At 66.6% G+C, this 24673-nt stretch carries 24 protein-coding genes and 1 tRNA gene; 13 read left to right on the top strand and 12 right to left on the bottom strand.

Features of this window, described 5'->3' with window-relative positions:
• Nucleotides 1–123 precede the first annotated feature (123 nt).
• From hutU to hutI, 4 genes are read right to left on the bottom strand one after another with little or no spacing between them, the layout of a single operon-like run.
• A complete protein-coding gene (hutU, locus tag ACZLHH_RS15080; protein WP_014037699.1) occupies nucleotides 124–1791 on the bottom strand; it encodes a urocanate hydratase in 1668 nt (555 codons plus the stop codon).
• Nucleotides 1788–2642: an N-formylglutamate deformylase gene (gene hutG, locus ACZLHH_RS15075; RefSeq protein WP_180845354.1), complete on the bottom strand. Its 855-nt coding sequence runs from the start codon at nucleotides 2640–2642 to the stop codon at nucleotides 1788–1790. Before hutG ends, hutU begins: the two co-directional genes overlap by 4 nt.
• Nucleotides 2639–4180 carry a histidine ammonia-lyase gene (hutH, locus tag ACZLHH_RS15070; RefSeq protein WP_180845353.1) on the bottom strand — a complete coding sequence of 514 codons (1542 nt, stop codon included), beginning with the start codon at nucleotides 4178–4180 and terminating at the stop codon, nucleotides 2639–2641. Before hutH ends, hutG begins: the two co-directional genes overlap by 4 nt.
• A complete protein-coding gene (hutI, locus tag ACZLHH_RS15065; protein WP_180845352.1) occupies nucleotides 4177–5400 on the bottom strand; it encodes an imidazolonepropionase in 1224 nt (407 codons plus the stop codon). The genes hutH and hutI overlap by 4 nt, the downstream gene beginning before the upstream one ends.
• Nucleotides 5401–5467: 67 nt before the next feature.
• On the opposite strand from hutI, the gene ACZLHH_RS15060 reads away from it, so the two are divergent.
• From ACZLHH_RS15060 to ACZLHH_RS15045, 4 genes are all read left to right on the top strand, one after another.
• On the top strand, nucleotides 5468–6838 hold the full coding sequence (locus ACZLHH_RS15060; protein WP_180845351.1) for a formimidoylglutamate deiminase: 1371 nt from the start codon (nucleotides 5468–5470) through the stop codon (nucleotides 6836–6838).
• Nucleotides 6839–6866: 28 nt separating this feature from the next.
• Nucleotides 6867–7595, top strand: coding sequence for a histidine utilization repressor (hutC, locus tag ACZLHH_RS15055; protein WP_071227499.1), 729 nt, complete (start codon nucleotides 6867–6869; stop codon nucleotides 7593–7595).
• Nucleotides 7596–7689: 94 nt separating this feature from the next.
• Nucleotides 7690–7866, top strand: coding sequence for a type II toxin-antitoxin system HicA family toxin (locus ACZLHH_RS15050; protein ID WP_081352248.1), 177 nt, complete (start codon nucleotides 7690–7692; stop codon nucleotides 7864–7866).
• A 28-nt stretch (nucleotides 7867–7894) separates the two neighbouring features.
• Entirely contained in the window at nucleotides 7895–8272 is a 378-nt protein-coding gene (locus ACZLHH_RS15045; RefSeq protein WP_229295552.1) for a type II toxin-antitoxin system HicB family antitoxin, read from the top strand.
• 146 nt (nucleotides 8273–8418) lie between these two features.
• On the opposite strand, the gene ACZLHH_RS15040 is transcribed toward ACZLHH_RS15045, so the two are convergent.
• The 3 genes from ACZLHH_RS15040 to ACZLHH_RS15030 form a co-directional block, all read right to left on the bottom strand.
• Nucleotides 8419–9429 (bottom strand): restriction endonuclease, encoded by a 1011-nt coding sequence (locus tag ACZLHH_RS15040; RefSeq protein ID WP_180845350.1) that lies wholly within the window; start codon nucleotides 9427–9429, stop codon nucleotides 8419–8421.
• 237 nt (nucleotides 9430–9666) lie between these two features.
• Nucleotides 9667–10158 carry a phasin family protein gene (locus ACZLHH_RS15035; protein WP_180845349.1) on the bottom strand — a complete coding sequence of 164 codons (492 nt, stop codon included), beginning with the start codon at nucleotides 10156–10158 and terminating at the stop codon, nucleotides 9667–9669.
• An 80-nt stretch (nucleotides 10159–10238) separates the two neighbouring features.
• Nucleotides 10239–10514, bottom strand: coding sequence for a polyhydroxyalkanoic acid system family protein (locus ACZLHH_RS15030; RefSeq protein ID WP_005417302.1), 276 nt, complete (start codon nucleotides 10512–10514; stop codon nucleotides 10239–10241).
• Between the two features lie 125 nt (nucleotides 10515–10639).
• On the opposite strand from ACZLHH_RS15030, the gene ACZLHH_RS15025 reads away from it, so the two are divergent.
• The 4 genes from ACZLHH_RS15025 to aroA all read left to right on the top strand — a co-directional run bounded on the left by ACZLHH_RS15025 (nucleotide 10640) and on the right by aroA (nucleotide 15384).
• The gene (locus ACZLHH_RS15025) at nucleotides 10640–11446 is read left to right on the top strand and encodes an FHA domain-containing protein (RefSeq protein ID WP_180845348.1); all 807 of its coding nucleotides are present in this window, start codon (nucleotides 10640–10642) and stop codon (nucleotides 11444–11446) included.
• A gap of 217 nt (nucleotides 11447–11663) precedes the next feature.
• On the top strand, nucleotides 11664–12749 hold the full coding sequence (gene serC, locus ACZLHH_RS15020; RefSeq protein WP_180845347.1) for a 3-phosphoserine/phosphohydroxythreonine transaminase: 1086 nt from the start codon (nucleotides 11664–11666) through the stop codon (nucleotides 12747–12749).
• A 51-nt stretch (nucleotides 12750–12800) separates the two neighbouring features.
• Nucleotides 12801–14000: a prephenate dehydratase gene (pheA, locus tag ACZLHH_RS15015; RefSeq protein WP_180845346.1), complete on the top strand. Its 1200-nt coding sequence runs from the start codon at nucleotides 12801–12803 to the stop codon at nucleotides 13998–14000.
• A gap of 76 nt (nucleotides 14001–14076) precedes the next feature.
• Nucleotides 14077–15384, top strand: coding sequence for a 3-phosphoshikimate 1-carboxyvinyltransferase (gene aroA / locus ACZLHH_RS15010; protein WP_107432862.1), 1308 nt, complete (start codon nucleotides 14077–14079; stop codon nucleotides 15382–15384).
• Nucleotides 15385–15656: 272 nt separating this feature from the next.
• Here aroA and ACZLHH_RS15005 read toward each other — a convergent pair whose 3' ends face one another.
• On the bottom strand, nucleotides 15657–16229 hold the full coding sequence (locus ACZLHH_RS15005) for an energy transducer TonB (RefSeq protein WP_180845345.1): 573 nt from the start codon (nucleotides 16227–16229) through the stop codon (nucleotides 15657–15659).
• 119 nt (nucleotides 16230–16348) lie between these two features.
• Nucleotides 16349–16987, bottom strand: coding sequence for an energy transducer TonB (locus tag ACZLHH_RS15000; RefSeq protein WP_121503608.1), 639 nt, complete (start codon nucleotides 16985–16987; stop codon nucleotides 16349–16351).
• 113 nt (nucleotides 16988–17100) lie between these two features.
• Between ACZLHH_RS15000 and serS the strand changes: the two genes are divergently transcribed.
• Nucleotides 17101–18381, top strand: a complete 1281-nt coding sequence (gene serS / locus ACZLHH_RS14995) for a serine--tRNA ligase (RefSeq protein WP_132810421.1) — start codon at nucleotides 17101–17103, stop codon at nucleotides 18379–18381.
• A 216-nt stretch (nucleotides 18382–18597) separates the two neighbouring features.
• Here the strand turns inward: serS and ACZLHH_RS14990 are convergent, their stop codons facing one another.
• Both ACZLHH_RS14990 and ACZLHH_RS14985 read right to left on the bottom strand, forming a co-directional pair.
• A complete protein-coding gene (locus tag ACZLHH_RS14990; RefSeq protein WP_180845344.1) occupies nucleotides 18598–18948 on the bottom strand; it encodes an SH3 domain-containing protein in 351 nt (116 codons plus the stop codon).
• A 222-nt stretch (nucleotides 18949–19170) separates the two neighbouring features.
• Nucleotides 19171–19758, bottom strand: a complete 588-nt coding sequence (locus ACZLHH_RS14985) for an FMN-dependent NADH-azoreductase (RefSeq protein ID WP_180845343.1) — start codon at nucleotides 19756–19758, stop codon at nucleotides 19171–19173.
• A gap of 126 nt (nucleotides 19759–19884) precedes the next feature.
• Here ACZLHH_RS14985 and ACZLHH_RS14980 point away from each other — a divergent pair, with 126 nt between their 5' ends.
• Entirely contained in the window at nucleotides 19885–20877 is a 993-nt protein-coding gene (locus ACZLHH_RS14980) for a LysR family transcriptional regulator (protein ID WP_005410175.1), read from the top strand.
• Between the two features lie 81 nt (nucleotides 20878–20958).
• Here the strand turns inward: ACZLHH_RS14980 and ACZLHH_RS14975 are convergent, their stop codons facing one another.
• Nucleotides 20959–22029, bottom strand: a complete 1071-nt coding sequence (locus tag ACZLHH_RS14975) for a DUF4241 domain-containing protein (protein WP_180845342.1) — start codon at nucleotides 22027–22029, stop codon at nucleotides 20959–20961.
• A 124-nt stretch (nucleotides 22030–22153) separates the two neighbouring features.
• Here ACZLHH_RS14975 and ACZLHH_RS14970 point away from each other — a divergent pair.
• The 3 genes from ACZLHH_RS14970 (at nucleotide 22154) to ACZLHH_RS14960 (ending at nucleotide 24581) form a co-directional block, all read left to right on the top strand.
• Nucleotides 22154–22243: transfer RNA gene (locus ACZLHH_RS14970), tRNA-Ser, on the top strand.
• Nucleotides 22244–22380: 137 nt separating this feature from the next.
• Complete coding sequence (locus ACZLHH_RS14965; protein ID WP_065427812.1) at nucleotides 22381–23850, top strand: site-specific integrase; 1470 nt, start codon at nucleotides 22381–22383, stop codon at nucleotides 23848–23850.
• On the top strand, nucleotides 23850–24581 hold the full coding sequence (locus ACZLHH_RS14960; protein WP_006375976.1) for a hypothetical protein: 732 nt from the start codon (nucleotides 23850–23852) through the stop codon (nucleotides 24579–24581). Before ACZLHH_RS14965 ends, ACZLHH_RS14960 begins: the two co-directional genes overlap by 1 nt.
• The last annotated feature ends 92 nt before the right edge of the window (nucleotides 24582–24673 follow it).

The following is a 24673-nucleotide window of genomic DNA, read 5'->3' as shown; positions in this document are numbered from 1 at the left end:
GCATGTTGGTCACGGCGGGAGAGCGGGTCAAGGGCACCGATTCCCGCATCAGGGAGAGCCGGCCAGCGGCCGGCACTACCCTACGTTTCCGGTAGTGCTGGCCGCTGGCCGGCACCCCTGCGATCAGCCGAGGATGCCCGGCAGATCCAGCCCCTTTTCCTTCGCGCAGTCGATCGCGATCTCATAGCCGGCATCGGCATGGCGCATCACGCCGGTGGCTGGGTCGTTCCACAGCACGCGGCCAATCCGCTTGGCTGCGGCCTCGGTGCCGTCGCAGACGATCACCATGCCGGCGTGCTGCGAGAAGCCCATGCCGACGCCACCGCCGTGGTGTAGCGACACCCAGGTCGCGCCGCTGGCGGTGTTGAGCAGGGCGTTCAGCAGCGGCCAGTCGGACACCGCATCGGAGCCGTCGGCCATCGCTTCGGTTTCGCGGTTTGGCGAGGCCACGCTGCCGCTGTCCAGGTGGTCACGACCAATCACCACCGGTGCCTTCAGTTCACCGTTGGCGACCATTTCGTTGAACGCCAGGCCGAGGCGATCGCGGTCACCCAGGCCCACCCAGCAGATGCGTGCCGGCAGGCCCTGGAACTTGATCTTCTCGGCGGCCATGTCCAGCCAGCGGTGCAGGTGCGGGTTGTCCGGAATCAGTTCCTTCACCTTGGCGTCGGTCTTGGCGATGTCTTCCGGATCGCCGCTCAGTGCGGCCCAACGGAAGGGACCGATGCCGCGGCAGAACAGCGGGCGGATGTAGGCCGGTACGAAACCGGGGAAGTCGAACGCGTTCTCTACGCCTTCTTCCAGTGCCATCTGCCGCAGGTTGTTGCCGTAGTCCACGGTCGGCACGCCCAACGCGTGGAAGCCGAGCATGGCGCGGATGTGGTTGGCCATCGACGCGCGCGCGGCCTTTTCCACTTCCTTGGGGGCGGAAACGCGCTTCTCATCCCATTGCTCGACGGTCCAGCCCTGTGGCAGGTAGCCGTTCACCGGGTCGTGCGCGGAGGTCTGGTCGGTCAGCAGGTCCGGCTTCACGCCGCGCTTGAGTAGTTCGGCCAGCACGTCGGCGACGTTGCCGAGCAGGCCCACCGACTTCGGCGTACCGGCCTTGCACGATTCGTCGATCAGGCGCAGCGCTTCATCCAGGTTGTCGGTCCAGGTGTCGAGGTAGCCGGTGCGCAGGCGCATGTCGATGCTGCTCTTGCGGCACTCGACGGCCAGGCAGGACGCGCCGGCCATTACGGCAGCCAGCGGCTGCGCGCCGCCCATGCCGCCCAGGCCGCCGGTGAACAGCCACTTGCCGGTCAGGTCGCCACCGAAATGCTGGCGGCCCATCTCCACGAAGGTCTCGTAGGTGCCCTGCACGATGCCTTGCGCGCCGATGTAGATCCAGCTACCGGCCGTCATCTGGCCGTACATGGCCAGGCCCTTCTTATCCAGCTCGTTGAAGTGGTCCCAGTTGGCCCAGCGCGGCACCAGGTTGGAATTGGCGATCAGCACGCGCGGCGCATCGGCATGGGTGCGGAACACGCCCACCGGCTTGCCCGACTGCACCAGCAGGGTCTGGTCATCGTCCAGGCGCTTGAGGGTTTCGACGATGGCATCGAAGCTCTCCCAGTCGCGCGCGGCGCGGCCGATGCCGCCGTACACCACCAGTTCCTGCGGGCGCTCGGCCACGTCCGGGTGCAGGTTGTTCATCAGCATGCGCAGCGGCGCTTCGGTCAGCCAGCTCTTGGCGTTGAGCGTGGTGCCGGTCGGCGCGGCGATGGTGCGGGACGGGTCGTTGCGGGTCATGCGGCGCTCCGGTTCGTAGCGAATTCAAGGCAGGCGTTGAGCACCTGCGCCAGGGTGTGGCGCAGCGGTGCGGCGTGGTCGGGGTCGAGCGGGGTGGGCCAGCTGTGTTCGTCCACCTGGTCCGGCAGGGGTTCGTGCATGTAGCCGCGGCAGGCCAGCTCCATCTGCAGGCTGTGCACGCCGCCGGCGACGTTGCTGTAGTGGCGGGTGATCCAGCCGCCCTTGAAGCGGCCGTTACGCACCTGGCTCATGCCACTGATCTTCAGCAGGTTCTCCACCACATCGCTCAGCGCGTTGTCGCAGGAGGTGTCCGGCGCGCCGGAGGGGCCGGCGGTACCGAGATTGAACTGCGGCAGCTCGCCGTCGAACAGGTGCGGGATATGCGAGCGGATCGAGTGCGCGTCATACACCACCACGGTGCCGTGGCGTGCACGCAGGCGCGTGATCTGTGCGGCCAGCGCATCGTGGTAGGGAAGGAAATACGTGTCGCGGCGACGGGCGATTTCCGCGTCATCCGGTTCGCGCCCGGCGTGGTAAAGCGGCTGGTTGTCGAAGGTGGTCAGCGGGCACAGGCCGGTGGTGTTCTGGCCGGGGTACAGCGACACGCCGCTGGGATCGCGGTTGAGGTCGATCACCGAGCGCGAGATCGCCGAGCGCACCGTGGTCGCGCCCATGCCGCGCACGAAGTCGTACAGCTCGTGCACCCACCAGTCGGCGTCGCGGCGTGCCAGCCACGGCGAGCGGTAGTCGCCGATCAGATCGTGCGGCAGCTCGCTGCCGGTATGTGGGAAGCTGACGATCAGCGGGGCATCGCCTTCGTGCACCGTCAGCCATTCGGGATGGACATTCATGCCTGCGGTTCCACGGTTGGCAGAAGCCCGGCCAAGCCCTGCGCCAGCGCGCCACTGCGCACCAGGTTGGTGGCGGTCACCATGTCCGGGTGGAAGTAGCGGTCTTCTTCCAGCGTCGGCACCTGCGCACGCAGTGTGGCGCGCACGGATTCGAGCGCGGCACTGGAGCGCAGCGGCGCGTGGAAGTCGCAGCCCTGCGCAGCGGCCAGCAGCTCGATGCCGATCACATTGGCGGCGTTCTCGGCCATCTGCATCAGGCGGCGCGCACCGTGCGCGGCCATCGACACATGGTCTTCCTGGTTGGCCGAGGTCGGGATCGAATCGACGCTGGCCGGGTAGGCGCGCTGCTTGTTTTCCGAGACCAGCGCGGCGGCGGTCACCTGCGGAATCATGAAGCCGGAATTCAGGCCCGGGCGTGGGGTCAGGAACGCCGGCAGGCCGGACAGCGCCGGGTCCACCAGCATCGCCAGGCGGCGCTCGCTGATCGAACCGATCTCGCACACCGCCATCGCCAGCATGTCGGCGGCGAAGGCGACCGGCTCGGCGTGGAAGTTGCCGCCGGACAGTGCTTCGCCGGTGTCGGTGAACACCAGCGGATTGTCGGACACGCCGTTGGCTTCGATTTCCAGCGTGGTCGCGGCCTGGCGCAGGATGTCCAGCGCCGCGCCCATCACCTGCGGCTGGCAGCGCAGGCAGTACGGATCCTGCACGCGCACGTCGTTGTCGCGATGCGACTCGCGGATGTCCGAACCCTGCATCAGCGTGCGCAGGGTGGCGGCGGTGGCGATCTGGCCGCGTTGGCCACGGATGGCGTGGATGCGCGGGTCGAACGGCGTGTCAGAACCCTTGGCCGCCTCCACCGACAGCGCGCCGGTGACCAGCGCGGCCTGGAACACGGTTTCGATCTCGAACAGGCCGGCCAGCGCATAGGCGGTGGAGAACTGGGTGCCGTTGAGCAGGGCCAGGCCTTCCTTCGCGCCCAGCTCGATCGGTTGCAGGCCGACACGTGCCAGTGCGTCGACCGCCGGTAGGCGTTCGTCACCGATGAAGGCTTCGCCGACGCCCAGCATCACGCTGGCCAGGTGCGAGAGCGGCGCCAGGTCACCCGAGGCACCCACCGAGCCCTGTGCGGGCACCACCGGCAGCACACCCTTGACCAGCATTGCTTCCAGCAGCAGCAGGGTTTCCTCGCGGATGCCCGAAGCACCCTGCGCCAGGCTGACCAGCTTCAGCGCCATCATCAGGCGCACCACGCTGGCGGGCATCGGCTCGCCAACACCGGCAGCGTGCGAGAGCACGATGTTCCGCTGCAGGGTGGCCAGGTCTTCGCGCTCGATGCGCACGCTGGCCAGCTTGCCGAAGCCGGTGTTGATGCCATAGACCGGCGCGCCCTTGGCGACGATGGCAGCCACGGTCGCCGCACTGGCACGCACCACCGGCAGCGCGGCCGGGTCCAGTGCAAGCGGCGCACCGCGATAGGCCTGCCGCCACTGGGCGAGAGTGACATGGCCGGGGCGAAGAACCAGGGTGTTGCTCATGTGTTGCTCCAGGAGGCAGGCAGGTCGGGCTGTCCGCGCACCACGCGCGCGTGCAGCGGGTTGAATCCAATGCGATAGACCAGGTCGGCGGGGGCGTCGATGTCCCAGATCGCCAGGTCGCAGTCCAGGCCCACGGCCAGGCGGCCGATGCGGTCGCCATGGCCCAGCGCACGCGCCGCTTCACGGGTGAAGCCGGCGATGCACTCGTCCACGGTCAGGCGGAACAGGGTGGCGCCCATGTTCATCGCCAGCAGCGGACTGGTCAGCGGCGAGGTGCCCGGATTGCTGTCGGTGGCCAGCGCCAACGGTACGCCGGCCGCACGCAGCGCGGCGATCGGCGGCAGAGTGGTATCGCGGGTGAAATAGAAGGCGCCGGGCAGCAGCACCGCTACGGTACCGGCCGCGGCCATCGCGGCGATGCCGGCATCGTCCAGGTGTTCGATATGGTCGGCCGAGAGTGCACCGAAGCTGGCGGCCAGTTCGGCGCCATGCTGGTTGCTCAGCTGCTCGGCGTGGATCTTCACCGCCAGCCCGTTGGCGCGCGCCGCTTCGAAGACCTGCCGCGCCTGCGCCGGCGAGAAGGCGATGTTCTCGCAGAACACATCCACCGCTTCGGCCAGGCCTTCGGCGGCGCTGGCCGGAATCATCACGTTGCACACCTCGTCGGTGTATTCCTGTGCTTCGCGGCCTGGCGGAATCGCATGTGCGCCGAGGAAGGTGGTCACCACGTTGACCCTGCATTCCTCGCCCAGCGCACGCGCCACCTGCAGCTGCTTGCGTTCGTCGGGCAGGGTCAGGCCGTAGCCGGACTTGATCTCGAGGGTGGTCACGCCCTCGGCGCGCATTGCCAGCAGGCGCGGCCGGCTTTCACTGGCCAGCTGTTCCGGTGTGGCGGCGCGGGTGGCGCGCACGGTGGAGACGATGCCGCCGCCGGCACGGGCGATGTCGGCATAGCTGACGCCCTGCAGGCGCTGCTCGAACTCGTTGGCGCGGTTGCCGGCGTAGACCAGGTGGGTGTGGCAGTCGATCAGGCCGGGCGAAATCCAGCGGCCTTCGCCGTCGATGCGGGTGGTCGGCTGCAGGTGGGCATCGCTGCCGGCTGGGCCGACATGGACGATACGGCCGTCAGCGCAGGCCAGGACGCCATCGCGGATGACACCCAGCCCCTCGCCGTCGAGGGTGATCAGGTGGACGTTGGACCAGAGGGTATCGACGTGCATGGCATCCACAACGCGGCTGTGCTTATATGTCTATACAATATAGGCGTCCATTTCGGGTTGTCCAGCCATGTCCGATTCGCGTTCCCCGCACTGTTTCCATGCCGCCCACGCCCTGCTGGTCGAGGGTTGGGCCCGCGATGTCCGCCTGCAGGTGCAGGACGGTCGCATCACGGCGATCAGTACGGGGCAGGGCGCGCAGGCGGGCGACACCCGCGCCGGCATCCTGGTGCCGGGCCTTCCCAATCTGCACAGCCACGCCTTCCAGCGCGGCATGGCCGGGCTGACCGAGATCGGCGGCGGCGACGGTGACAGCTTCTGGAGCTGGCGCGAGCTGATGTATCGCTTCCTGGCCCATCTGCGCCCGGACGCGGTGCAGGCCATCGCCGCCCAGGCCTACATGGAAATGCTGGAAAGCGGCTTCACCCGCGTCGGCGAATTCCACTACCTGCACCACGATGCTGACGGCCGGCCGTATGCCGACCGTGCCGAGATGAGCGCGCGGATTGCGGCGGCGGCCGACCAGACCGGCATCGGCCTGACCCTGCTGCCGGTGTTCTATGCGCACGCCGATTTCGGCGGTGCGGCGCCGAATCCCGCGCAGCGTCGCTTGATCCACGATGTGGACGGTTTCGCGCAGCTGTTGGATGCCGCCAGGCCGGCATTGGCCGCGCTGCCCGATGCGGTGCTCGGCATTGCCCCGCACAGCCTGCGTGCGGTCACCGGAGAGGAACTGAGTGCCCTGCTGCCGCTGACCGACGGCCCGGTGCACATCCACATCGCCGAACAGGTGCGCGAGGTGGAGGCCTGCCTGGCCTGGAGCGGCCAGCGCCCGGTGCAGTGGCTGTACAACCATGCGCCGGTGGATGCGCGCTGGTGCCTGGTGCATGCCACCCACATCACCGATGACGAGCGCGCGGCCATCGTCGCCAGCCACGCCGTGGCTGGCCTGTGCCCGATCACCGAGGCCAACCTGGGCGACGGCCTGTTCCCGATGCAGGCGTTCGCGCGCGAAGGCGGTCGCTTCGGTGTCGGCTCCGATTCCAATGTGCTGATCGACGCGGCTGAAGAACTGCGCCTGCTTGAATACGGTCAGCGCCTGACCCTGCGCGGGCGCAATGTGCTGGCTCCGGATGCCACCCGCAGCACCGGCCGCTTCCTGTTCGAGGGCGCACTGCAAGGCGGTGCACAGGCCCTGGGTGTGGCCGCCGGCCTGCAGGTCGGCGCCAGTGCCGACCTGGTCGAGCTGGATGCCGCACACCCCGCGCTACAGGCGCGGCAGGATGACGCATGGCTTGACAGCTGGGTGTTCGCCGCACGTAATGGCGCGCTGCGATCGGTCTGGCGTCATGGCCGCCAGTGCGTGGCCGACGGCCGCCACCTGCAGCGCGAGGCGATCACCACCGCCTTCGCTGCCGCCCTGCGTGGCGTGCTGGGCTGATCGCCTCCCGCCACCGAGACCCCATCACGTGAAGGCCAGCAAGTCCGCCACGCTCAACCAGCGTATCCGCAGCGATCTGGAAAGCCGCATCCTCAGCGGAGAGTGGGCGCCGGGCTTCCGTATTCCGTACGAGCACGAGCTGATGGAGCAGTACGGCTGCTCGCGGATGACGGTGAACAAGGTGCTGACCGCGCTGGCCGAGAGCGGCATGATCGAGCGGCGCCGCCGCGCCGGTTCGTTCGTGGCGCGGCAGCCCCCACACCTGGAGCAGGTGGCGCTGGAGATTCCCGATATCGCGATGGAGGTCGGCTCGCGCGGCCATCAGTACGCCTATCGTCTGCTGCAGCGCGAGCTGCGCCTGGCCGACGCTGGCAATGCCGGTGAAGTGGAGCTGGCCGGCCAGGAGACGCTGCTGGCGATGCGCTGCCTGCACCTGGCCGATGGCCGTCCGTTGGCGCTGGAGCACCGCCTGATCAGCCCGGTGGGCGTGCCCGAGGTGCTGGAGGTCGATTTCAGTACCACCGCGCCGGGCAGCTGGCTGCTGCAGAACGTGTCGTGGACCCGTGCCCAGCACCGCATCAGTGCCTGGGGCGCGGACACCGCCACCGCCAAGCTGCTGGAGGTGAAGCCCGGCACCGCCTGTCTGGTGATCGAGCGCCTGACCTGGCGCGGCGAACAGCCGATCACCCGTGTGCGCCAGGTGTTCCTGGGGGATGCCTGGGATCTGGTGGCGCGCTTCGCGCCGGGCGCGCGATAGGGATTCCATCCACGCATGGCGTGGATCTACTGGGCCGGAACGACTGTCGCCTTGAACTCTGTCGGGGCGTGTGTGCGATGTGTATCGTCCCTGCATGAAGAGCAGGGACCCCATCCGGGATCTGGAAGCGGCAGGTTGGATCTGTCGTCGAATCCGCGGATCCCATAATGTATTCGTGCACCCGCAGCACCCTCACATCATCACCGTTCCTCACCCAAGGAAGGATCTGGGGAAGGGCTGGTGCAGGCGATGCGGATGCTCGCAGGACTGACGTAGGAGGGCCCATGCGATATCCAGTCTTGATCGAGGCAGGCGATGAGCGCACCGCGTGGGGTGTGGTCGTTCCGGATCTGCCGGGGTGCTTCTCGGCGGCCGATACGCTTGATGATGCGCTCAGCGCTGCCGAGGAAGCTGCACTCGCCTGGATTGATGCGGCCCTGGATGAGGGGCGTTCGATTCCGACACCTTCCGCGCCGCAGAAGATCGCCGCCGAGGCATCCAAGGACATCCGTTGGATTCTTGCGTACATCTGCATTGATCCGGCTCTGCTGGACGACACCATCGAGCGGGTCAATATCAGCCTGCCACGCCGGATCCTGGCGAGGCTGGATGCGCAGGCCAGAGCGGCAGGTGAATCGCGTTCCAGTTACATCGCCCATCTCGCAGCATTGGGCTGAGCGGGCGCCATGTGGAGCCGAGCCGATGCTCGGCTGCTGTTCGCGTGTGGCTCAACTCTGCAAAGGCATCCACGCGTGGCGTGGATCTACCAAGGGGTCGCGCATCGGGGTTCAGTAGATCCACGCCACGCGTGGATGCGGCCCCATCAGTACGTGGCGCATTGCCGCCAGCGCACCGGCTCATCCACGCCGGGGCGGGCGTTGAGCTGGATGCGCACGTTGCGCAGGGCGGGGTAGTGCAGGACTTCCTCGCAGACCCGCGGCCACACCGCGTCCAGCTCGCCGGTGCGGTTGATCGCCAGCGTCTGCCGGGTCAGCCAGACACCGCTGGCGATGCCGGGCTTGCCGGCCAAGGCACGGGACAGATCGGCCTGGAAGCGCTCCAGCGTGGCGGCATCCGGGTTGGGATTGCTGCGCGCATCGGTTGAGGGCGTGGCCGGCGCAGGCAGCGTGGTCGGCGGCGTGGTGGCGGGGGCCGGCGCCGGTTCGGGCGCCGCTTCAACCGCAGGCGCAACCGGCGCGGGGGCGCCCGTCTCCTCGGCAACGGACGGAGCGTCCTGCACATGCAGCCCTTGCAGGCTCAATCCCACCAGCAGGCCCAGCGTCACCGCGGCGAGCGCGGCTATAGCAATGCGGCGCAGGGCTTCATGGCGGGCGCTGGCGCGCACACGGGTTTCGATTTCCGCCGGTAGATAGGGCTGCAGCAACGGCCACAGGCGCGGGCCGTCCAGCACCTCGACCGCCTGCTTTTCGGCGGCGCTGCGGCCGTCGCGTTCGATCCGGCCCTCGGTCAGCAGCACGCCGCCCTTGGCGCCGGCCAGGCGCGCGGCCGCCCCCAGTTCGTTCACTGCGGCGGTACCGATGCGGTAGGCCAGGCCGTGCTTGCAGGACACCAGCCACTGGTTGGGACCATCGCTGAGCAGGAAGTCGCTGCTCGGCTCGCGGGACTCCTCGGCCGGGTCGTTCAGTTCACGCAGGCCGCGCTGTTCGCGCAGCATGCGTTTGACCAGCACTGAGAATTCGCGCCAGTGCATGCCCGCCAAGGCCTGCAGGCCGAGTTGCATCTCCTTCTGCCGCCGCTTGATCCACCACAGATAGACAACGGCCAGGGAACAGGTAAGCAGGGCCGACAGCAGGGCCAGGATCCAAGGGAGCATGCAGGAGGTGCGCGGAAGGGGCGAATGCGGAGGACGACAGTGTAAAGGTCGTGCCGCATCGCTGGGTCAGGAGGTTCCTGACAGGAAACGTGATGGCGCGCGCAGATCGGTATACGGCGGGCACGAAAAACCCGCCAATCCTGAAGCCGTGAGGGGAGGGAACAAACGGCAGCCGAAGCGATTGGCGGGTTGCTCGCGATTGTCAATCAAAATTTATTGCATTGCAACAATGGTCGGTCAGGGCACGCTGCCTGGCGATTGATGGCTACCCGGGGCGGGAGCATCGGTGCCCGAGGCCGCACGGTTTTCCAGCTTGGCCAGGCGTGCCTGCAGTGCGTCGATGCGCGCCTCCAGCGCAGTCACCTCGTCGGCGGTGGGCACGTGCAGGCGCTTGAGTACGCCCTGCACCTGGTCGTCGAAGGCCTTTTCGACCTTGTTCCAGGTACCGGAAGCCTTCTCGCGGGCCTCGTCCAGCGACGTTTCAACGTTGTCGCGCCAGCCCGGGCCCTGTTCGCCGTTGCGTTCACGGCGGCGGGCTTCCCAGGCTTCGCCTTCCTTCACCAGGCCGTCGAAGAAGCGGCTGCCTTCGGCCTGTGCACGGCCAAGAGCGCCCAGGCCGGCCAACCAGACCTGCTGCGCCGAGTCACTCAGCTTGCGCGAGAAGCGCTCGGCCTGGTCACCGAAAGAGGCGTCGTCGTTGCGGCGGTCGTCGTTCTCGTAGTGGTTCATCGCACTTCCCGTGGGAGTTGGGCCTGCCCCGAGAGTAGCGCGCGTTGGCGTTGCACGGCCGTGACGGCCGCCGCCGGGGTTCAGCCCAGCTTTTCCTTCAGAACGCGCTGGATCTCGCCTTCGACCATGCCCTTCATCGCCGAAAGCAGGAAGCCCAGCTTGGCCGTGACGCGCACGGCGCCCGGCTGCAGCTCGATCGCACCGTCCACGCCGCTGCCGGAGAAATTCAGTACGTCGGCAGTCCAGGACGACTTCAGGCCGAAGCGCTCGGACAGCTTGGCGGCGACCTGTTCGATCGCGGCGCGCGCCTGTGCATCGGGCAGGGCGTGGGCGTGGCGGACATCGATGGTGGACATGCAGGCTCCTGGCGCAAAGCGGGGATGATCAATGAGGGCGAGCATTGTGCGCATCGAGGGCCTTCGCGCCAAGCACTCATCGTGGGTTCTTCTTCGTTGGCGACCAACCTGCTAGGCTGCGCCGCGTGCAGAACCTGCTTGTTCACTTCAGCCAACAACAACAGCCCGACCAGCCGCTGCGGCCCGGGGTGCAACGCATCGTGCGCCAGGCCAATGGCAGTGTGAGGCTCGGCGACGCCGGCCACGGTGCCCTGCTGCTGGCGCAGTTCTGCGTGGATGATCGCGGCCTCTGGTTGCAGGTCGGCAACGGTATCCGCGGCATTCATGTCAACGGTCGTCCGGTGCGGCGCATGGCGCTGCTGCGTGCGGGTGATGCGGTGTATGTGGACGGCGTGGAAATGGTCCTGCAGGGCGAGGTGGAGAGCCTGCTGCAGGCCCCCGCACCGAACAGCGGTGACGGCACCAATGAGCAGCAGCGCCTGCTGCGCGGTGTCGGTGGCCTGCACCATGGCCGCAGCTTCACGCTGTCGCGGTCCCGCCTGATCGGCCGCGGTGGCGACGCTGACATCGAGATCAATGAACCGGCCTTCGCCGAACAGCACGCCCGCGTGGAAGTGCACGGCGAGCGCGTGCTGTTGCGTGACCTGGGCAGTGCCGATGGCACACGGGTCAATGGCGTGGCCGTGCGCCACTGCTGGCTGCAGGCCGGCGACCAGGTGGTGTTCGATGGCCAGCACCGGTTCGTGCTGGAAGTGCCGCATGACCCGCGCCGGCGCCCGCTGCCGGATGAAGTCGAGTCCGGCCAGGACGCCGAGCAGGCGCCGGTGCTGCCGGCCGCGCCGCGCAAGGTCCGGCGCTGGCCGTGGTTGCTGGTGAGTGCGCTGCTGCTGGCTGCACTGCTCAGCCTGCTGCTCTGGTTCGGCGCGCGCTGATCTGAACCGGCCGTATCCGCTCTGGTAGGTGCCGACCTTGGTCGGCACGCTCCTTCGGCGGGGATGACGCCTGACGGCGTACGCCGACCAAGGTCGGCGACTACCGGGGCAATGCTGCTGGCCAATGGATTCCAATGAAACCAAATTTCCCTTGCCGCACAAGGCCGCAAGGCTGGTGCACTGCGGCATACTAGGGGTCTTGCCCCACAGGTGTGACATGACGCGCGCGTTCAACTTCAGTGCCGGCCCTGCAACCTTGCCGGAATCGGTCCTGCGCCAGGCGCAGGCGGAAATGCTGGACTGGCACGGTACCGGTGCCTCGATCGTGGAAATGAGCCATCGCGGCGCGGAGTTCATGTCCGTGGCCGCCGAGGCCGAGGCCGACCTGCGTCGACTGCTCGATATCCCCGAAGACTATGCGGTGCTGTTCCTGTCCGGTGGTGCCACCACCCAGCAGGCGCTGATCCCGCTCAACTTCGCCGCCCCCGGCCAGCGTGCCGATTACGTGGTCAGTGGCCACTGGGGCAAGACGGCGGTCAAGCAGGCCGGTGTCTACGTCGACGTCAACATCGCCGCCAGCAGCGAGGCCGATGGCTACCGCACGCTGCCGCCGCGTGCCGACTGGCAGCTCTCACCCGATGCCGCCTACGTGCACATCACCGCCAACGAGACCATCCACGGCGTCGAGTTCCGTGATGTACCCGACACCGGCAGCGTCCCGCTGATCGCCGACTTCAGCTCGTCCATCGCCAGCGAACCGCTGGATGTGCGCCGTTATGGCGTGATCTACGCCGGCGCGCAGAAGAACCTGGGCCCGGTCGGCATCGCGGTGATGATCATCCGCCGCGATCTGCTCGAGCGCAGCGGCCAGCCGCGCGCGGACATCTTCGACTACCGCTCGCATGTCGCCCGCGATTCGATGCTCAACACCCCGCCGACCTGGAACTGGTACCTGGCCGGCCTGGTGTTCAAGTGGATGCTGGCCGAGGGCGGCGTGGCCGAGTTCGCCAAGCGCAATGCCGCCAAGGCAGCGCTGGTGTACGGCGCCATCGACGGCTCCGGCGGCTTCTACCGCAACGAGGTCGCACACGCGGCCCGCTCGCGGATGAACATCCCGTTCTTCCTGCCTGATGCCGAGCTTGATGCGCGTTTCGTCGCCGAAGCCAAGGCCGCCGGCCTGCTGGCGCTGAAGGGCCACAAGGTGGTGGGTGGCATCCGCGCCTCGCTGTACAACGCCATGCCGCTGGCCGGGGCCGAGGCGCTGGTCGCCTTCATGGCCGATTTCCAGCAGCGTCACGGCTGAGCAATGAACGGCGCGCACCGTCGGGTGCGTGCCCCGCAACAAGGAATTCCGATGGCAAGCAGCAAATCCAGCAAGAAGGCGCCGAAGAAGGCCGAACCGGCCAAGGACAGCGCGTCCACCAGGGCGAAGGGCAGGTCCAAGGCCGCGTCGAACCCGGCACCCACCCTGGCGCCGCTGGCGCTGGCCGATGTGCGCTCGAAGATCGACCAGATCGACCGCGACATCCAGAGCCTGATCGCCGAGCGCGCGCGTTTCGCCCACCAGGTCGGCAAGGCCAAGGGCAAGCTCGCCGCCGCCGTCGACTACTACCGCCCCGAGCGCGAAGCGCAGGTGCTGCGCATGGTGGTGGACCGCAACGAAGGCCCGCTCAGCGATGAGCTGCTGGTGCACGTCTACCGCGAGATCATGTCGGCCTGCCTGGCCCAGCAGGAGCCGCTGAAGATCGGCTACCTCGGCCCGGAAGGCACCTTCAGCCAGCAGGCCGTGCTCAAGCACTTCGGCCGCTCCGCGCTGGGCCTGCCGATGGCCAGCATCGAAGAAGTGTTCCAGGAAGTGGAAGCGGGCAACGCCGATTTCGGCGTGGTGCCGGTGGAGAATTCGGGGCAGGGCACCATCCAGATCACCCTGGACATGTTCCTGACCTCCAACCTGAAGATCTGTGGCGAAGTGGAACTGCGCGTGCAGCAGTACCTGATGTCGCGCAGTGGCCGGATCGAGGACATCGAGCGCATCTACGCGCACCCGCAGTCGTTCATGCAGACCTCGGCGTGGCTGCGCGCCAACCTGCCGAAGGCCGAGAAGATTCCGGTATCCAGCAACGCTGAAGGTGCGCGCCGTGCGCGCAACGCCGACGACGCGGCGGCCATTGGTGGCGAGAGCGCCGGCCACGTGTACGGCCTGAAGAAGGTGGTCACCAAGCCGATCCAGAACGATGCCGACAACACCACCCGCTTCCTGGTGGTGGGCCGCAACATCTTCCCGACCTCCGGCCATGACCGCACCTCGGTGCTGGTGTTCATCCATGACAAGCCCGGTGCGCTGTTCGACGTGCTCAGCCCGTTCGCCCGCCACGGCATCAGCATGAACCGCATCGAGTCGCGCCCGTCGCACCACGGCAAGTGGGAATACGGCTTCTTCATCGACCTGGCCGGCCATATCGACGACGCGCCGATGCAGGCCGCGCTGGCCGAACTGGAAGCGCACTCGGCACAGATCAAGGTGCTGGGTTCCTATCCGGTGGCCGTGCCCTGAGTGCTGCTGTGGCGGCTGCGGCCGCTGCCCCCTGATGCATCGCCGGTGCTGCCGGCGTTTACGGAATGATCGAACGATGAGCAACGCGCAACACTGGATTGCCCGCAAGGGCCAGCCGCTGCAGGGCAGCCTGACCATTCCCGGCGACAAGTCGGTCTCGCACCGCTCGGTGATGTTCGCCGCGCTGGCCGATGGCACCTCGCATATCGAAGGTTTCCTGGAAGGCGAGGACACCCGCGCCACTGCGCGCATCTTCGGCCAGCTGGGCGTGCGCATCGAAACCCCCAGCCCGTCGCAGCGCATCGTGCACGGCGTCGGTATCGACGGCCTGAAGGCGCCGGATGCGCCGCTGGACTGCGGCAACGCCGGTACCGGCATGCGCCTGTTGGCCGGTCTGCTGGCGGGCCAGGCATTCGACTGCACGCTGATCGGCGATGAGTCGCTGTCCGGCCGCCCGATGCGCCGCGTGACCGGCCCGCTGTCGCAGATGGGCGCGAAGATCGACACCCAGGAAGACGGGACGCCGCCGCTGCACGTGCATGGCGGGCAATCGCTGCACGGCATCGACTTCGCCTCGCCGGTGGCCAGCGCGCAGATCAAGTCGGCGGTGCTGTTGGCCGGCCTGTACGCGCAGGGCGAAACCCAGGTGACCGAACCGCACCCGACCCGTGACTACACCGAGCGCATGCTGTCCGCGTTCGGCGTGGACATCGAATTCTCGCCCGGCAAGGCACGCCTGCGTGGTGGCCAGCGCCTGCGCGCGACTGACATCGTGGTGCCGGCGGACTTCTCTTCGGCCGCGTTCTATCTGGTTGCGGCCAGTATCATTCCCGGCTCCGAGCTGCGCCTGAAACAGGTCGGCCTGAACCCGCGCCGCACCGGCCTGCTGCACGCGCTGCGCCTGATGGGGGCGGACATCACCGAAGAAAATCCGGCCGAGCAGGGCGGTGAGCCGGTGGCGGATCTGGTGGTGCGCTACGCTCAGTTGAAGGGCGCACGCATTCCGGAAGCACTGGTGCCGGACATGATCGACGAGTTCCCGGCGCTGTTCGTGGCCGCTGCGGCCGCCGAAGGCCAGACCGTGGTCAGCGGTGCCGCCGAACTGCGGGTGAAGGAATCCGATCGTCTTGCGGCGATGGCCACCGGCCTGCGCGCGCTGGGCATGCAGGTGGATGAAACCGAAGACGGCGCCACCCTGCACGGCGGTGTACGCCTGGGCAGTGGCACCATCGAAAGCCACGGTGACCATCGCATCGCCATGGCCTTCGCCATCGCCGGCCAGATCAGTGACGGCGAAGTGCGCATCAACGATATCGCCAACGTCGCCACCTCCTTCCCGGATTTCGACGGCCTGGCGCGCAGCGCCGGGTTCAACCTGGCCTGAGCGGCCACGCCCGGCAGATGACGTAACCCGGTGGGTGCCAACCTTGGTTGGCACGCTCACATCACCCGGTAGGTGCCGACCTCGGTCGGCACGCTCATATCGCCCGGTAGGTGCCAACCTTGGTTGGCACGCTCATATCGCCCGGTAGGTGCCGACCTTGGTCGGCACGCTCACATCGCCCGGTAGGTGCCAACCTTGGTTGGCACGCCTTTCCGCATAAAAAGACGGAGGCCGAAGCCTCCGTCGAAACATCACGAACCCCTCGTCCGCGATCAACGCTGCTCGGTACGGAAATCCACCGGGACCCGCACCACGCTTGCTACTGCACGGCCTTCCTGCACCGCAGGCTGGAACTTCCAGTTCTGCACGGTGTTCAGCACCGCACGATCCAGGTCGCGGCTGCGCTCGCCGCTGCGCGAAACAATCGCAGCGTTGGCGACATTGCCACGGGTATCGACATTCAGGCTGGCGATCACGCTGCCCTGCACGCCACTGCGCAGTGCAGCAGCGGGGTAGGTGGGCATGCGGTTGCTCGCCAGCGGGCGTGCTTCGCGATTACGTATCGCCGGTGCGGCCTTGTGCTGGCTGGAGGCAGGGGCAGCCTGGCGCGTTGCAGGTGTTGCTGCATCAGTCACCGCAGCCTGCTCAGGGGCGGGCAACATGCGCTCACCAACCGGTGCCGGCGCCACATCCTCCTGGTTGGAATGGCGCAGCCACAGCAGGGCGGCCGCAAACATCGCCACAATCAGCGCGATCCACATCCAGGGCGACGTGGGCTTGTGCTGCACGCTCGAATCCTGCTGCAGCTGCGGCGAATGAAGGTCTTCGTGGGTGGTGGCAGTCATCGCAAACTCCTTCCGTCAACTGACGACGTGGGAAGTGTTGCCCGAGCCATGGACGGGAAGTGTCAGCGCTGCGTCAACGCCACCGGCAGGGTTCAGTTTGCCTGCCGGGAAGCGTTCAGTTACTGCGTCTTGAAGTCGAACGGTACTTCAATGCTGCCGGGCACGGCCTGGCCATTGCTCTGCGCCGGGGTGAATCGCCAGCGGCGCACCGCGTCGGTGGCGGCACGGTCGAGGTCGCGTGAACCACTGCGCTGGATCACCGTGGCGTTGTTGGGATAGCCGGTGGCGTCCACATCCACGCGTACCACCACGGTGCCGGTTTCGCCGGCGCGCAGGGCGGCGGCGGGGTACGACGGCGGCGGCGACTGGCCGGCAATCGGCATCGGCTGGCTGTTGCCGGTCGCGGCCGGCGCTGCGCCCGGGGCGGCCGGGGCCGGCTCGGCGATCGGGGCGGGTGGCGGCGGAGCGGTTTCGACCAGCTTCGGCGCTTCTTCCTCCACCGGTGCCGGCTTGGCGTCAGGCATGTCGCTGGAACCGGCCGCAGCGGCCAAGGGTTCCGGCAGGGGCTCGACCTGGGCGGTTTCCTGCGGGGTCTGTGCGGCCGGGTCGGCGCGGAAGAACTCCTTGTCACGGCCGGTCAGCCAGACCAGCACGAACAGCAGCACGCCCACGCCGAAGGCGATGCCGGCGATCTTCAGGGCGTTGCGCGGGATATGCACAGTGAACGACTTGGCGGACGACGAGCGGGGTGCAGACATGGACCGGACCAGTACGGAATAGCCCGATTCTGCCACGCCGGGAATGAACCGGGCGGCAGAAATCCGTATAACAAGCGATAATCCCATCCCTGATACCCACCACGACACCTGCCATGCTTGATCCAGCCCTGCTCCGCCACCAGCCCGCCGACCTCGCCGAACGCCTGCGCACCAGCCGCGGCTTCGAGCTCGACGTGTCTGCCCTGGAGTCCCTGGAGGCCGATCGCAAGCGCATCCAGGTGCGGACCCAGGAGCTGCAGAGCCTGCGTAACAGCCGTTCCAAGGCCATCGGCCAGGCCAAGGCGAAGGGCGAGGACGTCTCGGCCATCATGGCCGAGGTCGCTGCCTTCGCCGACGAGCTGAAGGCCTCGGAAGTGGCGCTGGACGAGCTGCGCGAGAAGATCGAAGCGATCTCGATGGGCATCCCGAACCTGCCGGCCGATGACGTGCCGGCCGGTGCCGACGAGAACGACAACGTCGAGCAGTCGCGCTGGGGAACCCCGCGCCAGTTCGATTTCAAGGTGCTCGACCACGTCGAACTGGGCGCCCGCAACGGCTGGCTGGACGGCGAGACCGCCGCCAAGCTGTCCGGCTCGCGCTTTACCGTGCTGCGCGGCCCGATCGCGCGCCTGCACCGTGCGCTGGCCCAGTTCATGGTCGACCTGCACACCGGCGAGCACGGCTATGAGGAAACCAACGTGCCGCTGCTGGTCAACGCCGATTCGCTGCGCGGCACCAGCCAGCTGCCGAAGTTCGAGGACGACCTGTTCAAGACGGCCGTGGGCGATTCCACCCGCTACCTGATCCCGACCTCGGAAGTACCGCTGACGAACATCGTGCGCGACGAGATCGTCGATGCCGAACGCCTGCCGTTGCGCATGACCGCCCACTCGATGTGCTTCCGTGCCGAGGCCGGCAGCGGTGGTCGCGACGTGCGCGGCATGATCCGCCAGCACCAGTTCGAGAAGGTCGAGCTGGTTTCGATCAGCCGCCCGGAAGACAGCGATGCCGAACACCAGCGCATGACCCGCTGCGCCGAAGTGGTGCTGGAAAAGCTGGGCCTGCCGTACCGCAAGGTGCTGCTGTGCACCGGCGACATGGGCTTCTCGGCGGTGAAGACCTACGACCTGGAAGTCTGGCTGCCGTCGCAGGAGACCTACCGCGAGATCTCCTCGTGCTCGAACTGTGGTGATTTCCAGGCCCGCCGCATGCAGGCCCGCTGGCGCAACCCGGCCACCGGCAAGCCGGAACTGGCGCACACGCTGAACGGCTCGGGCGTGGCCGTTGGCCGCGCGATGATCGCAGTGATGGAGAACTACCAGAACGCCGACGGCAGCATCACCGTGCCGGAGGCCCTGCGTCCGTACATGGGCGGCCTGGAAACCATCGGCTGATAGCCTGATGGGGTGGGTGCCATGCTTGCATGGCACTGCTCTGGCTCTGGTGGGTGCCATGCTTGCATGGCACTGCTGCGGCTCTGGTGGGTGCCATGCTTGCATGGCACTGCTGCGGCTCTGGTGGGTGCCATGCTTGCATGGCACCGTATCCACGCATGGCGTGGATCTACAATGCGGGCTACATCCACGCCATGCGTGGATGAGCCACCGTGATCACTCCACAACCCGCAACTTCTCCAACGGCACCCATCCCGGTTCGCCGTTCTCCGGCACGCACCATGCCCAGCCATTGAGCGTGCGCACCCCGCGCAGCAGCTGCCCGGGATCCACATCCAGTTCGCGCGCACAGTAGTCTTCCGTGGCAAATGCGCCACCCTGCGCGTCGCGGCCGATCACCGGCGCGGGCACGAATCCCGGCTGCTGGCCCTCTGCCTCGCACAGGAACCAGTCTTCCCAGCCTTCAGGCCCTTCATAACGTTCGCCCACCACCAGCGGCTGGCCACGGCGCAGGGTGATCGGGTGCGGAAATTCGCTGCGGTGTGTAGTGGTCACGATGTAGTTCATGGTCCCAGCCTAACGTTCTGGTGAGCGTCGCGCATGGCAGCGTATCCACGCGCACGTGCGGTAGAGCCACGCCATGCGTGGATGACATAGCGCTCAGTCCATGCGCCACAAAAAAACGGCCCCGCAGAGCGGGGCCGCCAGGGTGGGCCGGGATGGGGGAGGGGATCCCGGCCCGCGTTCAGCGCCCAGACGAGGAGAGAGCGGCGCCGAACGCTGGAACGCTTATGCAGCAGCGGCCGCGGCCGCTTCGTGCGACGGCAGCGCAGCCAGTGCGCCGGCAATGGCGTCTTCGCGGTGCTGCGGCGAGTAGGCGATGCCTTCGGCGCGTACGAACTCGACATCGTTGATGCCCCAGAAGGCAAACGTCTGGCGCAGGAACGGCTCCTGGAAGTCCGCGGGCGAATCGGTGTAGATGCCGCCACGGCTGCTGGCGATGATCACCCGCTTGCCACCGGCCAGGCCGACCGGGCCGTTCTCGGTGTACTTGAAGGTGCGCCCGGCCACGGCCACGCGGTCGATCCAGGCCTTCAGGGTGGACGGAATGCTGAAGTTGTACATCGGCGCGCCGATCACCACGATGTCGGCGTCCAGGAACTGCTGCATCACCTGTTCAGCGTCGGTCGCCTCGGCGGCATCGGTCTTGGCCAGCGAGCTGCTGCGCAGATGCGGTACCGGATTGGCGTCAAGATCGCGATAATCGACCTGCAGGCCGTCGATCTGGCCGGTGAAGCGGGCGACCACGGCGGCCGACAGCTGGCGGGACACGGAGTTGTCGCCAAGCACGCTGGCGTCGAGATGCAGAAGCTTCATGGCAGTCACCTATGTTCTGGGAGGAAGGGGCGGGGTGCCCCGCCGACGGAGAGAACGATAGGTTGTTGCAAAGGCGGAATAAAGGTGGTTGAATGCCACGTATTGTTCTAGATATGGAACTCGGGCATGCATGACCTGAATGATCTGTACTACTTCGCGATGGTGGTCGACCATGGCGGATTCGCCGCCGCCGAGCGCGCACTGGGTATCCCCAAGTCGCGCCTGAGCCGCCGCATCAGCCAGCTGGAAACCGACCTGGGCGTTCGCCTGCTGCAGCGCTCCACGCGTCGTTTCGCCGTCACCGACGTCGGCACCAGCGTGCACCGCCACGCGCAGACGATGCTGGCCGAGGCACAGGCCGCACGCGAAGTGGTGGACCGCCTCAGCGCGGAACCGCGCGGCGTGGTGCGCGCCAGCGTGCCGGTATCGCTGGCGCAGATGCAGCTGCCCAAGCTGCTGCCCAAGTTCCTTGAGCAGTACCCGAAGGTGCGCCTGCAGTTGAACATCAGCAACCGCCGCGTGGACATCATCAACGAAGGCTACGACGTGGCCCTGCGCGTGCGCTCGCGCCTGGACGACGATGGCAGCCTGGTGATGCGCAGCTTCGGACAGGTGCAGGAACTGCTGGTGGCCAGCCCGAAGTACCTGGATCGCGCCGGCCGGCCGAAGGATCCTGAAGAGCTGACCCAGCACGTCACCCTCAGCATCAGCGAAGACGAAGCACGCCAGCGCTGGGAGCTGCACGGCCCGGAAGGCGAAGTGCGCCGGGTCGACCTGCAGCCGCGCGTGGCCGGCTTCGACTTCCCGCTGCTGCAGAGCATGGTGAAGGACGGCTTCGGCATCACCATGCTGCCGGAAACCGTGTGCGCCGATGCGGTGCGCAACGGCGAACTTGAAGTGGTGCTGCCGGACTGGTCGCTGCCGCAGGGCGTGTGCCATGCCGTGTTCGCCTCGCGCCGCGGCTTGCTGCCGGCGGTGCGCGTGTTCATCGACTTCCTGGCCGAGCACCTGCCGCCGCAGCTGGAGGCCTCGCGCCTGGATTGCGGTGGCGCCTGTGAAAAGGCCAAGGAGCGGATCAAGGCCAGTGCGCTGGGCGCGTTGGCAGTGGATGCGGGCTGAGGCACCTGGCCGCAACTGCACCGCCGATCTGTGAAACGGTAGCGCCGGGCCATGCCCGGCGTTGCTGCTTTTCGGCCCCGGTCACTTCCGGCCGAATAGCCGATCCCACAAGCTGCGCCGCGGCGGTGTGGTTGGCCTGGGCTCGGCAATGACCGGTGCTTCCAGTACCGCCATCAGTTCCGCGCTGCGTGGCTTCTTCAGGAAGCGGGCGTAGTCCATGTAGCTGGTCACCTTGCTCATGTGCAGGCGCTCCGGCATTGCCGGCAACGCGCCGCCCTGCAGCAGCACCCGCAGTGCCTGTGGACGGTCCAGGCGGATCGCCTCGAACAGGGCGGTGCCGCCGCAACCGGGCTCGATCTGGTTGGCGCGCTGTGGCGCATCCTTCAACAGCTCTCGCAGCGCATCCGGGTCGTCGCGGTCCACGGCGGCAACCAGCCGTGCCAGCGCTTCAGCTTCTTCGGGTGGAAGACTGTCGCGATAGGCCTGGTCGGCGATCTCGCGCTCGTCGCGCCCGTCACCGCCCTGGATGCACAGGAAGTCGGTGACCAGGGCGACCGGAATGCCGGAGGTATCCAGCGCCCAGTAGCTCGGATAGACGCCGTCGCCCCAACCGCTGGTGAACACGATCAGGCCGTGTGGTGAGTCCTCGCCCCAGGGGCGGTACTCGGCGCCTTCATCCAGGCCGTCATGGTCGATCAGCGCATCCGACCATTCGCTGTCTTCGTCGCCATCGGCCTGTTCGATCAGGGCCAGCAGTGCCTGCTGGGTGTTGGTATCCATGAAGCATCCGATGCCGGCGTCGACCGGATAGCCAATGAAGCTGTCCTCATCCAGTCCAGTGAGGTCCTGCGTGGTCCAGCGCGCCATCTGCCAGTGCAGGGCAGACGCAGTGAGGGCTTCGCGGGGCTTGAACCAGACCACGGCCAGCGCCGGGCGGCCGCTGTGCACGATGATCTCGACCGGATGCCGGCCCAGCGGGGCGGTGTAGTCGGCCAGCGCCGGCGCCTCGGCCTGGACCAGCGGATCGCAGACCACCAGATGCCCACTGCTGACCGGCAGGTGCCCGGCGAACGTGCGGTGCAGGGCCACTGCGGCCAGCTGGGTGTCGCCCAGCAGGGTGGTGCGCAGGTTGGCCAGATCGAGGTGGGCCATGGGGGCTCCGATTGCAGTGAAGGCCCCACCGTGCCGGATGCGAAGGGCGGGGGCAAGGGTGGTCTTGGGCAAATGCTCTTCACGTGCGAGAATACGCCGCTGCCCGGGCGACCGGGACCCGATTGGAGAGATGGCCGAGCGGTTTAAGGCACCGGTCTTGAAAACCGGCGAAGGGTTAAACCTTCCGTGGGTTCGAATCCCACTCTCTCCGCCAATCCTTAGTAAGTGTTTGTTTTTAAACGACATTTTTTAAGGTCTTGAAGGGCGGCTTGGGGCACAAATCGGGGCACAACTCCGATGCGATTACCAAGCTATCTCACTCGCTCTTCCACAGGTCGTTACCAGTTTCGCATGCGCGTTCCGACGGACATGCGCGGTATCGTCGGCAAACCTTTCGTCAAGCATCCCTTGGGCATCCAACTGCATAGCGCAAGAGTGGCTGCCTTGGCCATCGCGCAGCGTTATGCTCAAGCATTCGATGCCATCAGGGATGGGTGCATGACCAAGAAGGGACTCACGGTTGAGGATGTTCTGCGCAGCGTCGCGGAGAACGGCTCCCGGCGTTATGAAATTGACTTGCCGGGCTTCCGTCTTCGGACCACGGATGCGGCCGACCATGCTCGAGCAATGGAGGCGCTGGAAGAAATCGGCAAGTTCCACTTCCGTGATACGGGTGCAGTTCCGGCGGCGGCTGGGCCAAACCCGTTGGAATCAGCGGCGGCGCAGCCCCTGCCATCTGAGACCATCAGCCTGATCGATGCGAAGCGAATCTGGCAGGATAAAGTCGCCGCCGAGGACATCGAGGTCAAAACGGTCGGCATCAAACTGCTTCCCGTGACAGAGCTGATCGAGTTCTTGGGCGCCGAGCGCGAGCTGCACACCATCACGCGGCCTGAGATGGCCCGCTTCTACGACCATTTGGCCAAGCGCGGGTTAACGCGTTCTACGCTCAACAATCGCCAGAGCTACCTCGCAGGAAAGAGAGGATTCTTCACTTGGGCAATGGCTTCAGGCTACGTGCTCAAGGGAGACAATGTCGCCGCAGGTCACGTCAGCGTTTCGATGGCGGAGAAGCGCAAGCGCAGAAAATTTGGCTTCCAGGCCTTTACCTTGGATCAGGTTCATCAACTCTTCGCGCCTGATAGCTTCAAGCAGCTTTCAACGGGAGCGCGCTGGGCGGCTTTGTTGGGCCTGTATACGGGCGCCCGGGCAGGTGAGGTGGGGCAGCTGTTTACCCTGGACGTCAAGGAAGAGGAGGGAATCCCGTGCATACGGTTTACCGATGAGGGGGAGGATCAGCGATTGAAGACCGATGTTTCCAATCGGGTCGTCCCGTTGCATCCCGACCTGATCAAGCTTGGTTTCTTGGACTACGTCGCCGAACGAAGGGAGAGCGGGGACTGGCGATTGTTTCCGCAGGCTGACAGTAAGGCGAAGAATGGTGCGGGGAACTGGATATCGAAGGCGTTCAGCTACTACCTCCAAAAGCACAGTGGTGGGTGGTCGAAAGCGAAACGTGGTTTCCATAGTCTCCGAAAGACCGTGATTCAGGAGATGCAGGGCAGCGGTGTGGCCTCTGAGATGCGAGCCCAAATCGTCGGCCACGAATTGGACGACGAACACCACGCGACTTACAGCAGGCCCTTTACGGTGAGTGAGAAGCTCAACGGTGCCGGAGGAACGCCAGCTTTGGGTGTCCTAGATTACGGAATCGACCTGGAGGCGCTGCGCACCCTGCCGGCGCGCAAGGTCGGGCGGCGAAGCAGCAATGCTGCCGCGCGCTCTTCAAAGGTCGGCCGTAAGGGGAGCGAGCCGAACTAATGGCCCTTACTGCTGCTGATGCTTACCGCCGCGCCATCGATCGCTTTCTCGGCAAGCTCTCTGGCACCGAAAACGTGGGCCAGATGGAGAAGAAGATCGCAGACCATTTGCGCCTAGCGAAACAGCGGCCCAAGGTGGACGTGGCGTTGAGCTTCAATGAGGCCGCTGGGGTGTTGGCGATCAGCACGGCCCAATTGCAACACCTCTTGAAGGAACACTCCCCAAAAGGGACGCTGTTCACGGTGAAGGGAACTCGCAAGCGCTCGACCACCCTTGTTCCGTTGATGGCCTGGGCAGCCGAGCTCAAGGCTAAGGGCCTGTGGAAGCCGTTGAGCGAACGGGGCGTTGCGATCGACACCCTCCTAACTGCAGAACTGCCGTTTCTGGTGGCCAAAGGGTCCAAGGCTAAGCAGTTCTTCCTGGAGCCACTGACTGACCAACCCATCAGCGATGCGTTAATTCGCCAGCTCCAAGCATTGGGCGTGCAAATAGGGCTTGGGATTCGGGTCTGCACGCTGACCGAGGCCTTCGCCCAGCCTTGGCAAAACCCTGACGTCAAGCGCCAGTGGGTGGACGCATTCAACAACGCAGCCCAAGCCCAGGCCAGCCGTCTGCGGGACCTGGCTCAGCAGCTCGACGCCTCGCGAGCTGGGGTGATCGAACAAGCGCTGCACGAACGCCTGCAGCCGGCGCCTCCAAAGATGCCCGACAAGCGCAATGGGCGAATGTAACGGCTGCTAACGGATATTGGAGGCCTCCAATATCCGTATCGATGGAGGCTCTCAGTTCGGATGATTACTCCAACGCCTCGGTGGTCGGGGCG

The organism is Stenotrophomonas sp. 28608_Sma, assembly GCF_056486185.1.
This window is presented reverse-complemented; position numbering and strand designations above follow the sequence as displayed.